The organism is Rhodococcus sp. ACT016 (assembly GCF_050477185.1).
In the GTDB taxonomy this organism is placed as follows: Bacteria; Actinomycetota; Actinomycetes; order Mycobacteriales; family Mycobacteriaceae; genus Prescottella.
The window spans coordinates 1,641,982-1,656,142 of the sequence record NZ_JBEAET010000001.1 but is presented as its reverse complement, the minus strand read 5'-3'; the positions used below and the strand labels follow the sequence as shown (position 1 = coordinate 1,656,142).

Annotated in this window: 10 protein-coding genes; 5 read left to right on the top strand and 5 right to left on the bottom strand. The window is 68.7% G+C overall.

Features of this window, described 5'->3' with window-relative positions:
- Positions 1 to 38: 38 nt before the first annotated feature.
- From ACQ5DX_RS07650 to ACQ5DX_RS07640, 3 genes are all read right to left on the bottom strand, one after another.
- Positions 39 to 722, bottom strand: a complete 684-nt coding sequence (locus ACQ5DX_RS07650) for an O-methyltransferase (RefSeq protein WP_430332061.1) — start codon at positions 720 to 722, stop codon at positions 39 to 41.
- Positions 723 to 730: 8 nt separating this feature from the next.
- Positions 731 to 2,455 (bottom strand): acyl-CoA dehydrogenase family protein, encoded by a 1,725-nt coding sequence (locus tag ACQ5DX_RS07645; protein ID WP_430332060.1) that lies wholly within the window; start codon positions 2,453 to 2,455, stop codon positions 731 to 733.
- A 162-nt stretch (positions 2,456 to 2,617) separates the two neighbouring features.
- Entirely contained in the window at positions 2,618 to 4,363 is a 1,746-nt protein-coding gene (locus ACQ5DX_RS07640; protein ID WP_430332059.1) for a proline--tRNA ligase, read from the bottom strand.
- A 323-nt stretch (positions 4,364 to 4,686) separates the two neighbouring features.
- Between ACQ5DX_RS07640 and ACQ5DX_RS07635 the strand changes: the two genes are divergently transcribed.
- The 5 genes from ACQ5DX_RS07635 to ACQ5DX_RS07615 all read left to right on the top strand — a co-directional run bounded on the left by ACQ5DX_RS07635 (position 4,687) and on the right by ACQ5DX_RS07615 (position 11,218).
- Positions 4,687 to 5,928, top strand: coding sequence for an alpha/beta hydrolase-fold protein (locus tag ACQ5DX_RS07635; protein WP_430335576.1), 1,242 nt, complete (start codon positions 4,687 to 4,689; stop codon positions 5,926 to 5,928).
- A gap of 169 nt (positions 5,929 to 6,097) precedes the next feature.
- Positions 6,098 to 8,179: a hypothetical protein gene (locus tag ACQ5DX_RS07630; protein WP_430332058.1), complete on the top strand. Its 2,082-nt coding sequence runs from the start codon at positions 6,098 to 6,100 to the stop codon at positions 8,177 to 8,179.
- A gap of 191 nt (positions 8,180 to 8,370) precedes the next feature.
- Positions 8,371 to 9,738 carry a hypothetical protein gene (locus ACQ5DX_RS07625; protein WP_430332057.1) on the top strand — a complete coding sequence of 456 codons (1,368 nt, stop codon included), beginning with the start codon at positions 8,371 to 8,373 and terminating at the stop codon, positions 9,736 to 9,738.
- 85 nt (positions 9,739 to 9,823) lie between these two features.
- Positions 9,824 to 10,567 (top strand): peroxide stress protein YaaA, encoded by a 744-nt coding sequence (gene yaaA, locus ACQ5DX_RS07620; RefSeq protein WP_430332056.1) that lies wholly within the window; start codon positions 9,824 to 9,826, stop codon positions 10,565 to 10,567.
- A gap of 42 nt (positions 10,568 to 10,609) precedes the next feature.
- A complete protein-coding gene (locus ACQ5DX_RS07615) occupies positions 10,610 to 11,218 on the top strand; it encodes a hypothetical protein (RefSeq protein WP_430332055.1) in 609 nt (202 codons plus the stop codon).
- 22 nt (positions 11,219 to 11,240) lie between these two features.
- Here the strand turns inward: ACQ5DX_RS07615 and ACQ5DX_RS07610 are convergent, their stop codons facing one another.
- Together ACQ5DX_RS07610 and ACQ5DX_RS07605 are read right to left on the bottom strand one after the other, a co-directional pair.
- A complete protein-coding gene (locus tag ACQ5DX_RS07610) occupies positions 11,241 to 12,479 on the bottom strand; it encodes a cytochrome P450 (RefSeq protein WP_430332054.1) in 1,239 nt (412 codons plus the stop codon).
- A gap of 23 nt (positions 12,480 to 12,502) precedes the next feature.
- On the bottom strand, positions 12,503 to 14,119 hold the full coding sequence (locus tag ACQ5DX_RS07605) for an FAD-dependent oxidoreductase (protein ID WP_430332053.1): 1,617 nt from the start codon (positions 14,117 to 14,119) through the stop codon (positions 12,503 to 12,505).
- Between the last annotated feature and the right edge of the window lie 42 nt (positions 14,120 to 14,161).

Genomic DNA, 14,161 nt, shown 5'->3' with positions numbered 1-14,161 from the left:
CACCGGCGGAGACCAGGCATTTCGCGGGGATTCCCGCGTCAGTTGACGACGAGCGCGAGGGCGAACCCGTCCCACCCTTTGGACCCGACGGTCTGTAGCGCGGTCGCATCGAGTCTGGGTTCTGCGGCGAGCAAACCCAGCACCTCACGGCTGGCCCGCACCGCCTCGTCGTCCGGATCGGGGTTCGACACCGCGCCGCCACGGACGACGTTGTCGACCACGATCACGGTGCCGGGCCGGGACAGCCGCAGCGCCCAGCGCACGTAGTTGGAGTTGTTGACCTTGTCGGCGTCGATGAAGACGAGGTCGAACGGCCCCATGCCGTCGGCCTCGACGCCCGGCAGGGTGTCGAGTGCGGCCCCGATCCGGATGTCCACCCGGCTCCCGACGCCGGCGCGGTCGAGATTCTCCCGGGCGACCGCGGCATGTTTCGGTTCGAACTCGAGCGTCACGACGCGGCCGGACTCGCCGACGGCGCGCGCGAGCCAGATGGTGCTGTAGCCGCCGAGGGTGCCGATCTCGAGCACCCGGGTCGCGCCGACAATGCGCGCCAACAGGTTCAGCAACTTGCCCTGCGGTGGAGACACGTCGATCGGAGGTAGTTCGGCCGCGGCATTCGCGCTCAGTGCAGCAGAGAGGTCGTCGTCCACCCCGACCATCGTCTCGACGAGATAGTCGTCGACCGCGGCCCAGCGTGCCTGCTCGCCTCGTTCGTCGGCCATACCCCCACCTAACCGTGCATCTCGTAGGCGCCGTCGTAACCGGCGACCTGCTCCCACACCCGCACGAAGCGCTCCGGGTCGACAACAGGCTTGCGGATCGCGTCGAGCGCCCACTGCTGCTGCGCGTCCGTGGACGACGGTTTTCCGTGCAGCGCAACGGCATACCGTGAGAAGTCGCGGATCTGGACGTCGAAGATCTGCTCGAGCAGGTCGCGGTCCAGGCCCACCTCGTCGGCCTGTTCGAGGATGAGCTGCCCGTACACCACCAGTTCGAACAGGTGCCCGACGGTGAGCAGGAAATCGAGGTCCTCGCGCTGCGCGTCGTCGGGTCCCGCCGTCGCCAACAGTTCGCGCAGCGCCAGCGCCTGTTCGAGGAAACGCGCGACGTTGGGGATGTCGGAGTGCTCGGTGTAGACGCGGGTCCAGTCGTGGAACTGCACCTTGGCCGCGCCGCGGGCGGGTCCCTGCTCCCAGAAGAATCCGTCGTCGGTGGCGTCGTCGCGGGTGCCGACCGCCGGGTAGTCGACGGGGTTGAACAGGTAGTTCGGCATGAACTTGAGGATCAGTCCCACATTGACGTGCACCGTGCCTTCGAGCTTGGGCAGCGTGCCGATCAGCTCGGCGGCCTCCCGGAAGTAGGTGTCCTTCTCGTATCCCTTCGCGGCGATCACGTCGTGCAGCAGCGCCACCACGGCCTCGCCCTCGGAAGTGACCTTCGCCTTGGTCATCGGGTTGAACAGGAGGTAGCGGCGGTCCTCCGGACCGGCGCTGCGGAAGTAGTCGACGGCGCGGGCGCTGAACAGTTTCATCGCGACCAGGCGGGCATAGGCGTCGACGAAGTTCGAGCGCACGTGCGGGAAGTCGGTGACCCGCTTGCCGTAGAGAATCCTGTTGTGCGCGTGCGTGATCGCTTCGAAGAAGGCGTGCTCGCACATGCCGATCGAGGCCGTACACAAGTTGAACTTGCCGACGTTGACCGTGTTGAGGGCCGCCGAGAACGCGTCCGCACCGGTGTGCAGGATGTCCTCCTCGTGCACCGGGTAGTCGCGCAGCGCGAACGTGCTCACGTACATCTGCCCGTGCACGACGTTGTCGATCAGCCGGTAGTGCAGGTGCCGGCTGTCGACGACGAAGAATACGTACCCGTCGGCACCCTCGACGTCGGTGCGGCGACCGAACACCGACACCATGCCGGCCACGTTGCCGTTGCCGATGTAGTACTTCGTGCCGTTCGCGCGGAATGCCGCGGTGCCGTCCTCGGTCGGCGTCAGCAGCATGTCGGTGGAGTACACGTCCGCGCCGTGCTCGCGCTCGGACAACCCGAACGCCATGACGCCGCCGGCGTCGAGTTGCTCGGCGGCCCGCGCGCGGGCCGCCGCGTTGGAGCTCATCCAGATCGGGCCGAGCCCGAGCACCGTCACCTGCCACACGTACCAGTAGGCGAGGCCGTAGAAGCCGAGGATCTCGCTGAGCGCCGCGTTGCGGGCCGCGTCCCATCGCTTGTGGGGGTCACCGCAGGATTCGGCGGCGGGAGTCAGGAACGTCGCGAACAGCTTCTCGCGCCCGACGAAGTCCAGGAAGTCGCGCGTCCACACCGCATGCAGGTCGTCCTGCAGGAGTCGAAGCTTGCCGCGAGCCTCGAACCAGTCGATCGTCGCGCGCAGCAACCGGCGAGTGTTCGGGTCGAACACCGTCGGGTCGTAGTCGTGCGGGTTCAGCAGGAGCTCGCCCAATGTCCTCGACCTCCACAGTGGCTATGGGGCACCCGATCTACGGGTCTTGGCCTCCACTGTCCTCCGGATCGAATCGGGCTACCCCGCGTTTTGCGCACTTGCCGCGGTCCCGGTCACCCGATCGGAACCGAAAGTGCGCAAAACGCGGGGTCAGGAGATTGCTCAGCCCCGGACGGCCGTGAGGATCTCGGAGAGCGCGCCGTCGACGACGACCTCGCGCGATTCGCCGCTGAAGCGGTCGCGCAGCTCCACCTTGCCCTCGGAGTAGCCGCGGCCGACGACCACGACCAGCGGGACACCGATCAGCTCGGAGTCCTTGAACTTGACGCCCGGCGACGCCTTGCGGTCGTCGAACAGGACCTCGATGCCGGCCTTGTCGAGCTCGGCGGCCAGGGCCTCGGCTCCCTCGCGGGCGGCGTCGTCCTTGTTCGCGATCACCAGGTGCACGTCGAACGGGGCGACCTCGGACGGCCAGCGCAGGCCCTTGTCGTCGTGGTGCTGCTCGGCGATGACCGCGACCAGGCGGGAGACGCCGATGCCGTACGAGCCCATGGTCGGGCGCACCGGCTTGCCGTTCTCGCCGAGTACGTCGACGTCGAACACGTCGGTGTACTTGCGGCCCAGCTGGAACACGTGACCGACCTCGATGCCGCGGGCGGCGACCAGGGCGCCGGCACCGTCGGGCGACGGATCACCGTCGCGCACCTCGGCTGCCTCGATGGTGCCGTCCGGGGTGAAGTCGCGTCCCGCGACCAGACCCACGTAGTGCTTGCCTTCCTCGTCGGCGCCGGTGATCCAGCTCGTGCCGTCCACGACGCGCGGGTCGACGAGGTAGCGGATACCGTTCTCCTGCAGCGCCCTCGGACCGATGTAGCCCTTGACGAGGAACGGATTGTTCTTGAAATCGGTCTCGGTGATGAGCACGTATTCGGCCGGCTCGAGCGCGGCCTCGAGGCGCTTCTCGTCCACCTCACGGTCGCCGGGGATACCGATCGCGAGCAGCTCCCACTCGCCGCCGGGCACGCGGGTCTTCACCATGATGTTCTTCAGCGTGTCCGCGGCGGTGACGGTCTTGCCCAGGTCTGCGCCGTTGGCCCAGTCGACGAGGGTGTCGATCGTCTCGGTGCCGGGAGTGTCGCGCACCTCGGCGGCCGGCAGCCCGTCGAACGGGATCGGTTCGGGGGCGAGCGTCTTTACGGCCTCGACGTTGGCGGCGTAGCCGGACTCGAGGCAACGGACGTAGGTGTCCTCACCGATCTCGCTCTCGGCCAGGAACTCCTCGGACGCGCTGCCGCCCATCGCACCCGACGTCGCGGACACGATGACGTACTTGACGCCGAGACGAGCGAGGATCCGCTCGTAGGTGTCGCGGTGCGCCTGGTAGGACGCCGTCAGACCCTCGTCGGTGAGGTCGAACGAGTACGAGTCCTTCATCACGAACTCGCGGCCGCGCAGGATGCCCGCGCGGGGCCGCTCCTCGTCGCGGTACTTGGTCTGCACCTGGTACAGGGTGACCGGGAAGTCCTTGTACGAGTTGTACTCACCCTTGACGGTGAGCGCGAACAGCTCCTCGTGCGTCGGACCGAGCATCATGTCGTTGCCCTTGCGGTCCTTGAGGCGGAACAGGCCGGCGCCGTACTCGGTCCAGCGGTTCGATGTCTCGTACGGCTCGCGCGGCAGCAGTGCGGGCAGCAGGATCTCCTGCGCGCCCATCGCGTTCATCTCCTCGCGGACCACCCGCTCCACCTCGCGCAGCACCCGCAGGCCCAGTGGCAGCCACGAGTAGACGCCTGGCGCGATGCGCCGCACGTAGCCGGCACGGACCAGCAGCTTGTGGCTGGCGACCTCGGCGTCGGCCGGGTCGTCGCGGAGGGTTCGGAGGAACAGGTGCGACATGCGGGTGATCACGTTGTAGCAGCCTAGTCGGTCGAGCTCGCGAGACCGATCGAGGGCGCAGTGGTCGAGCTCGCGAGACCGATCGAGGGCGCAGTGGTCGAGCGTGCGAGACCGATCGGGGAGGAAGTTCACAGCGGAGTGTCAGGTTCGCGCACCACACTGGAGGCGTGGCTGCGATCACTTCGTCACTGACCCCGCTCGCGGCGCCTGCGGGCGGCTACCACGGCGGCCCCTCCGGGATCTCGCTGCTGGGCGGGTGGCTGCCGTTGACGATCGAGATCGTCACGGTCGTGGTGTTGATCGCGGTGCTCGTGCGGGGCAGTCGACGCTGGTGGATGTTGTGGGTGCCGGTGGCGGCGGCACTCGGGGTGGCTGCCGCGGTGATCGCGCACTGGTTCGTGAATCAGCAGGGCCTGGCGTCGGATCCGGCACCTGTCCAGCTGTGGCTGTGGTCGGCGGTGTTCGTCGGGTCGCTCGCCGTCGCGGTCCTGGGATGGCGGGGCACCCGCTGGTGGCGGCGCGTCCTGTCGATCGTGCTGGTCCCGCTGACGTTCACCTGCGTGGCCCTGACGCTGAACCAGTGGGTCGGCTACTACCCCACCGTGCAGGTGGCGTGGGCCGCCGCGACGGCCGGACCGGTTCCGGACCAGGTGGATGCGTCGGACCTGCCCGGCCTGCGGGGCACGGAGATGTCGACCGGCAAGGTCGTCGCGGTCGATGTCCCCGACAACGCGAGCGGCTTCAAGCACCGCACCGAGTACGTGTACCTGCCGCCGGCATGGTTCGCCGGGGACACCCCACCGAAGCTGCCGGCCCTGATGATGGTCGGTGGCGAGTTCAATACGGCCGCGGACTGGCTGCGCACCGGCAACGCAATCCAGACCGTCGACGACTACGCGCAGGCGCACGGCGGGCAGGCCCCGATCCTGGTGTTCGTCGACGCCGGCGGCAGTTTCAACAACGACACCGAGTGTGTGGACGGGCCTCGCGGCAACTCGGCGTCCCATCTCGTCGACGACGTCCGCCCGTACGTGGTCTCGACGTTCGGGGCGTCCGCCGATCCCACGAACTGGGGTGTGGTCGGCTGGTCCATGGGCGGCACGTGCGCGGTCGATCTGACGGTCATGCACCCCGACTTGTTCACGACGTTCGAGGACATCGCCGGCGACATCGGACCCACGGCGGGTACGGACGAGCAGACGCTCGACCGGCTCTACGGCGGCGACGCCGCGCTGCGCGACCGGTTCGACCCGACGAAGGTGATGATCGGGCACGACCCGTACCAGGGCGTGACGGGCTGGTTCCAGGACAGTGACGTCCCGCCCCGACCCGGTGGTCCGTCGACGTCCACGCCGCCGCCGAGTTCGGGTCGCGACGGTCTCGGCGGGCAGGACGGCACACACGACACGGGCGAGACCGGCGCTGCGGAACAGTTGTGCGCGACGGCGCAATCGGTCGGGATCACGTGCAGCGTGCACACGTCCAACGGCCGTCACACCTGGCAGTTCGCCGCACAGGGATTCGCCGACGCACTGCCGTGGCTGGCCGCGCAGATTCACACGCCCGCAGCACCCTGACCGCGCCGAGCGCGCCTCGCTGTCGGACAGCGCATCCGAAACTTCCCAAAACCGACTGGCATTGCTGTAGCTTAGGCTCACCTGAGCTTGTTTAGGCTCACCTCATTCGACGGTCGCGGTTTCCGCAGGATGCCGCGACCGCCGGCTGTGACCAGGAAGAAGAAGGAAGATGCGCGCGTTCAGCAGGGCTGCTATCGCGACCGTGGCGGTCGCCGTCGCATTGACGACACCGGTGGGCGTCGCCATTGCCAACCCCGACACCTCGTCAGGCGACGGAATGGGGGCCGTCCAGGCTGCTACCGCAGCCGTTTCCGCCACTCCGGTCACGACCGTCTCCAAGACGACGGGGCTGAAGGCCGCGGGCGAGACCGTCACCGTCTCGGGCACCGGCTTCTCCAGCAGCGGCCCCGGCATCTACGTCGGCCTCGTCCAGGACGACAAATTCTCGACCACCAACGCCGACGCCTGGATATCGACCGTGTTCGTCCGGCCGAGTCAGATCACCGGCGGTGCGTGGTCGACCACCGTCGACGTCATGGCAGTCGCGGGTGACTCGGACTGCGCGGCGAACGCCTGCTCGATCTACACCGTCGCGGCACACGGTTCGTCGGACCGCACCCAGGACACCAAGACCCCGGTGACGTTCGCGGCCACGGTACCGACGACCACACCGCCGACGACCACGACGACCGCACCGCCCACAACCACCACGGCACCGCCCACGACCACCACCGCGCCGCCGACCACGACCACCACCAAGCCGCCCACGACCAAGCCGACCACGACACCGCCGACGACCACCACCACGACACCGCCTGCGACGAGTAACGGCCCGAAGATCAACGTGAGCAAGACCAGTGGACTCAACGCGGCCGGCGACAGGATCACCGTGCGCGGCAGCGGCTTCTCGACAGCGGGCCCGGGCATCTACGTCGGCGTCGCGCAGATGAATCGCTACTCATACACCGACGCCTCGGTCTTCCACAACCCGACGTTCATCAAGCCGACCGAGATGCCCGGCGGCTCCTTCTCGACGACCATCGAGGTCGTCGGCGCCTTCGCCGCCGGCGACTGCGTCGCCAACAAGTGTGCGATCTATACCTTCGCGGCCCACGGCTCGTCCGACCGCAGCCAGGACACCGTCACGCCCATCAGCTTCGTCGGCACCGCGCCCCCGGTCACTCAGGGTGGCGGCGGGACCACCGGCGGCGGCACGACGACGGGCGAAGGCGCGGCCGGCGCTGCACCCGGCACCACGTTCACGGCGAACAGCAGCCTGTCGGTGTCGTTGTCGAAGGCGAGCGATATCAACCCATCCGGCGAGACCGTCACGATTTCGGGGTCGGGCTTCTCCGGCGCCGCACCCGGCCTCTACGTCGGCCTCGTGCAGGACAACGTCTTCTCCTCCGCGGACGCGTCGGTGTGGATGACCTCCGCGTTCGTCAAGCCGGAGCAGATCTCCGGTGGCAACTGGTCGATCTCGGCGGAACTCGTCGCCACGTCGGGTGCCTTCGACTGCGTCAAGAACGCGTGCTCGATCTACACCGTCATGGCGCACGGCTCCTCGGACCGCAGCCAGGACACCAAGACGCCGGTGAGCTTCGTCGGCGGTGTCGCTCCGGGCACGGTCACGGCCCCGCCCGCGTTGGCCGGTGCCGGTGCCCCGGGCGCGGCGAAGACCGCGGCCGTGACCCTCTCGAAGGCGAAGGGGCTGAAGGTCGACGGCGACGAGATCACGATCTCGGGCACCGGCTTCTCGGGTGAGCAGCCCGGCATCTACGTCGGCCTCATCCAGGAGAACAAGTTCTCCACCACCGACGCGGGCGCGTGGATGACCACTGCCTTCATCACTCCGGCCAGGATCAAGGACGGCGCGTGGTCGACGACCATGAAGGTCCAGGCGGTCAAGGGCGACTCGGACTGCACCAAGAACGCCTGCTCGATCTACACCATCGCCGCACACGGCTCGAGTGACCGCAGTCAGGACACCCAGACGCCGGTCAGCTTCGGCGACGACCCGAACGCGCCCAACGCAGACAAGGCCGAGGACGTGGCGTTGGCGGCGGCCGACGGATCCAACGGCGACGGCGGGTCGACGGCGGGCGACACGAAGTCGGTCGCCTCCGCGTTCCGCAACCTGTCCGACGCCATCGCCGACGGGACCGCGTGGATCATTCCGCTGCTCATCGGCTGTGTGATCGGTGCCGGATTCGCGGTGGGAACCACCTTCGCCCTTCGTCGCAGCAACTAACACCACCGGCTACAGGTGAGGGGCATCCGAATCGGATGCCCCTCACCTCGACATGCGCACATCAGCTGTCGTGCACTGCATTTCGGTCGCAAGACCACTCGCGCCAACGTCTTTACGTCCCACGCAACTAAGGTTAGCTTTACCTAATACATCGCCTCACATTGCGGCGACCCACACCAGAAAGTAGGAACATGCGCGCGTTCACCAAGTCCGCGATCGTGGCGGTTGCCGCCACAATCGCCTGCACGCTCCCGCTGGGCGTCGCGGCTGCGCAGACCAGCCCGTTCGGTTCATTGGGCTCACTGGGTAGCCTCGGCTCCAGCGACCCCGGCACCGAAAACCCCGACACACCCCAGGTCACGCTGTCGAAGTCGACGGGCATCGCCGCCGCCGGCGAGAGCATCACCATCTCGGGAACCGGCTTCGGCGGCGCCGCGACGGGCACCGGCCTGTACGTCGGCGTCATCCAGGACAACAAGTGGTCCTACTCCGACGCCAGCGCTTGGGGCGCACAGGCTTTCGTCCGCCCGGCCCAGATCGTCGGCGGCGCCTGGAGCACCGCGCTCGACATCAAGGCCATCGAGGGTGGCGCGGACTGTGCCGCCAACGCGTGCTCGATCTACACCGTCATGGCACACGGCTCCACCGACCGCAGCCAGGACACCAAGACGCCCATCACCTTTGCGCCGCCCGTCGTCGTGCCGGCCGGGCCTGCGGTGACCGTCTCGAAGACCACCGGCCTGACGAACGACGAGACCCTCACCATCACCGGTACCGGGTTCGGGCTGGGCGGCCAGGGCATCTACGTCGGCCTCGCCCAGGTCGACAAGTACTCCCCGAGCAACAGCAGCGCCTTCAACTCCACCGCGTGGATCAAGGCCGCACAGATCGTCGACGGCGGCTTCACCACCACGCTGAAGGCCACCGCGATCAAGGGCGACGGGAACTGCTTCGAGAACGCGTGCGCGATCTACACTCTCGCCGACCACTACTCGCTGAGCGATCGCAGCCAGGACACCCAGACGCCGGTCACGTTCGCCCCGCCGGTCGTCGTGCCCACCGGGCCCGCAGTGACCGCGTCGAAGACCGCGAACATCGCCGCCGCCGGTGAGGACATCACCATTTCGGGCACCGGCTTCGAAGGCGCCGCGGCCGGCACCGGCCTCTACGTCGGCGTCATCCAGGACGACGAGTGGTCGCCCACCAACGCCGGCGCATGGGGCGCACAGACCTTCGTCCGCCCGACCCAGATCGTCGGCGGCGCCTGGAGCACCACGCTGAACATCAAGGCAATCCAGGGCGGCGCGGACTGTGCCGCCAACGCGTGCTCGATCTACACCGTCATGGCTCACGGCTCCGCCGACCGCAGCCAGGACACCCAGACCCCGATCACCTTCGCCCCGGTCGTTGCGGCCAACGCAGTGATCGACGCTCCGGAGATCCAGAACGTCGCCAGTGTCGAGTCCGACGCCGGTAAGAGCCTGCCGATCGCTCCGCTCGCGGTCGGAGGCGTCATCGCGCTCGGCCTGACCGCGCTGGCGCTGCGTCGCCGCGCCTGATCCGAAATCCGTAACGGTCCGACCTTCGCCCCAGGGGCGGAGGCCGGACCTGTTTCCGGGTACGACCCCGGTACGGTTACCTACCGTGCTGGTGCTGCTTCCTCCCTCCGAAACGAAGTCCGACGGCGGCAAGGGGACGCCGCTGGATCTGGGCGAGCTGTCGATGCCGCAGCTGACCGAGACCCGGGAGATGCTCGTCCAGGCGCTCGTCGACCTCGCCGAGGACACCGAGGCGTCGAACCTCGCGCTCGGCCTCGGCCCCAAGCAGGCCGACGAGATCGAACGCAACGCGAAGCTGTGGGTCTCCCCGACGCGCCCCGCGCTCGAGCGCTACACCGGGGTGCTGTTCGACGCGCTGGACGCCAAGTCGTTCACGAAGGTGCAGCGGGAGAAGGCCTTTCGTCGACTCGCGATGGGTTCGGCCCTGTTCGGGGCGGTACGGGCCGGCGATCCGATCCCCGCGTACCGGCTTTCCGGCGGCTCCAAGCTGCCCGGATTCGGCACACTACAGGCACTGTGGAGGCCGGAGCTGACCGACGCGCTGGTCGCCGAGGCCGACGGCGGTCTGGTGGTGGACCTGCGCTCGGGCACCTACCAGCAACTGGGTCCGGTGCCGGGCGCAATGATCGCCACGGTCCTCACCGAGCAGCCCGACGGCTCGCGAAAAGTCGTCAGCCACTTCAACAAGCACCACAAGGGCCTGCTCGCGCGTGCACTCACAGTGACCCGCGCCGAGCCCACCGACATCAAGGGAGTCGCCCGCGTCGCGGCCAAGGCGGGCCTGCGGGTGGAAACGGCATCGGACTCGGAGTTGATCATCCTGACCTGACGCGGATCAAGTCGGTCCGCAAATCGAACAACGGGGGGAAACGTGTTCGGCAAGATTCTTATAGTCATCGGCGCCTTGGCGGCAGTCTTCGGTGCCTCGACGCTCCGCACCTTCGACCGCTTGCACTCGCCCGCCCGGCGCAGCATTCCCGCGGCCCCCGCCGAGAGGCGGGCGGTCCGACGTGGCGTCGCACTGTTCCTGGCCGGGATCGCGACGGCTGGCGTCGGCCTGGTGGCGGCCGGAGAGTTACCACCCCGGAACGAGTCCCCGGCGGTTGCGCCTGCCCGGGCGACCGCCGACAAGTCATTGCCCGTCCTCGGTTACACCGTCTCCCCCGCCGGCACCCTCGTCGTCCACTACCGCATTGCCAGTTCGAGTGACTACGAGGAGAGGTGCCAGGTCGCGGTCCGTGTGTCGGGAATCCAGGATGTACTCGTCACCGCAGCCCTCCGGGACACGCCCGGAGGGCCGGGCTGCGACCGGGACCGCTACATCGACGATGTCTCCGGGCCGAATGCGCCGACATTCGCCGAGTACGACACCGGAGTCGCACTCCACTCCGACAAGGTCATCACAACGGCACCGATCGTCGACGCCACCGGCGCCGACGTTACTCCGTTCGGCCTGACGAGCCGGGTTCCACCGCTGTAGCGCAACCCCGTCCGGCCGAAGCTCACACGTCCACGGGCGGTCCGACGCCATCGACGTCGACGAGCAGGTGCAACGGACCGCGCAGCACAGGGCTGGGCCGGTACGGCGGTGGATCGACGACCAGCCGCGGACGGTCGAACCGGCGTGCCATCTCGGTGAGCGCGATCTGGGCCTCGAGCCGCGCGAGCGGCGCACCGAGGCAGTAGTGGATGCCGCCACCGAAGCCGAGGTGCTCGATCGTCGGACGGTCCGGGACGAATCGATCCGGGTCGTCGATGTGCGCGGGGTCGCGGTTACCGGACGCGAGCAGCAACGTCACCGGCACCCCCGCGGGTATCGGCACGCCCGCGACCTCCAGATCCTCGAGCGACGTGCGCCAGGACACCAGTTGCACCGGAGGTTCGTAGCGCAGTAGCTCCTCGACCATGCGAATCGCGAAGTCCGGCTCCGACCGCAGTCTCTCGAGCGCGTCCGGATGCCGGAGCAGGGTGAGCATTCCGTTCGCGATCAGGTTGACCGTCGTCTCGTGCCCGGCGACCAGCAGCAGCGCCGCCGTCGCGAGCAGTTCGTCGTCCCCCGCCCAGTGGTCGGGGCCGTCGTCGGCGGCGAGCCCCGACAGCAGGTCGGTGCCGGGCGTCTCGCGCCGTGTCTCGACCAGCGCTCCCAGGTACTCGCGCAGGGCGACGCCGGCGTCGTGGCGGACCCGGTGCTGCTCGGGTGACGTGATCATCATGGTGCCCACGATGGCGTCCACCCATCCCCGGAAGCGGGGCTCGTCCTCCCGCGGCACACCCAGCAGCTTGCAGATGACCGCAACGGGAAGCGGGTAGGCGATGTCGTCGACCACATCGATGCGGTCACGCCCGACGACCCCGTCCACGAGGGCCGCCGCGATACCGCGCAGCTGGGGTTCCAGCCCCGAGACCAGTCCGGGTGCGTGCGGTGGACCGAACCGCCGCATCGCCAGCCGCCGCACCCGATCGTGGCTGGGCGGATCGCTGCGAAGGAACGCCGGGGGCAGGCCCGGCACCTCGTCGGACTCCTGGTCCTGGCCGGTCGCGAACCGGTCCGCGCGGTTGCTCATGTCCGAACTCATCCGGGGGTCGTGCAGCAGGGAGACGATCTCCCGGTACGTGGTGACCACGAACGAGCCGTCTGCTTCAGTGATGACGGGTTCCGCGCGCATCCGGGCATAGAGCGGGTACGGGTCGGCGCGGTTGCGGTAATCGAGAATCTGCTGAAAGAGGCTCGCGTCGGCCATCTTCGGATCTCCTCACCCGCGCGTCAGCGGTCGATCAGCGTCGCGCGACGCTCACTCGGGTCGTGACCGGTCACCACGACCGTCGCGTCGCGAGCCGGGAACTGCTGGGGTGGAAGTCCCGGCGTCACCGGCACCGCGGGGTCGCCCGTCGCCGTCGCGCGGCGCTGCGGCGGGAACGGCGCCGCGGCCTCGATGCCCTCGCGGTAGAAGTCGAGCCACTTGGCGGCATCGAACGCCACCGCCGCCACCAGACGTCCCTTGTACCCGTACGCGGCGACGAACCGCCGCTCCTCGACGGAGCCGTCGACCACCATCACCTGATCGGCCATCGGCGGGACGCCGACCGATCGGATGTCGTGGTCGAACTGGATGGACCAGAACGACGGGACATGCAGGTTCGGCCAGCGGTGAGTTTCATCGCTGATCATGTTGTGGGCCGCGATCTCCGCCTCCGCGACCGCGCTGCTCCAGTGTTCGAGCGCGAGGAACTGGTACCCGAACATCGGGTGCGGTGCACGCGCGACATCTCCGGCGACGAACACGCGATCGGTGACCAGGCCGTTCGCGTCGAATGCCCGGCATCCCGCATCGCACGCAATTCCCCACTTGTTGCAGGCGAGGCCGGCCCCCTCGAGCCAGTCGACGTTGCGCAGCCCGCCGATCGCCACCACCGCGACGTCGGCCTCGACGACCTCGCCGGTCGACAACCGGGCCGCGCGTAGCCGCCCCCGGTCGTCTCCTTCGAGCTCGACCACCGATGTCCCACAGCGCAGATCGACACCGTGGTCGCGCTGGATCTGCGCCGCCACGTCGCCGATCACGGTGCCCAACACCCCCGACAGCGGCGCCGGACTGGGTGCCACGACGGTGACCGCGAGGTCGAGGTCCCGGCACACCGACGCGACCTCGGACCCGGTGAATCCCGCTCCGATCACCAGCACGCGTCGTGGCCGCGCCTCGAGCCTTCGCCGCAGTTCGGCGGCGTCGTCCCGGGAATGCAGCACGCAGACGCCGTCCAGCGCCGCTTCCTCCGGTTCCGGCCACACACGGGCGCGAACACCCGTGCTGATCAGCACTTTGTCGAACGGGACGCGGTCGCCGTCGGCGAGTTCGACGGCGCGACCGGCCAGATCCAACCCGGTCGCGGCGATTCCCAGCCGCCACTGCGCGTCGGTCTCGCCGCAGCGGGGCAAGCGCGTGCGGTCGGCGCCGGCTTTGCCGGAGAGGACCTGTTTGGACAGCGGCGGTCGATCGTAGGGTTCGTACGGTTCGTCGCCGATCATCGTCAGCGAACCCGTGAATCCCCCGGCCCGCAATGCCTCCGCAGCGCGCAGGCCCGCGAGCGAACAGCCCACGACGACGATGCGGCCGTGTCGCCGAAAGTCCTCGACAGCCGCGGATTCCGGGCGGTCGATGGACGGCACGGTCACCCGCTGGGGACGGTCGCCGTCGGCGCCCTCGACGAGAAGCGCCTGCACCGGGCAGGCCGCCGCGGCGCGCAACACGTTCCGGCGTTGCCCGTCGTCGGGTTCGGGGTCGTACAGGAGGGCCTCGTCGCCGCGGATCTCGAAGACATCCGGGGCGAGAAATGCACACTGCGCGTATCCCTGGCAGCGCGTCAGATCGACAACCACTCGCATATGCGCTCCTCGGGGTTTCGACGCCCGTGGGGATGGTCCGAG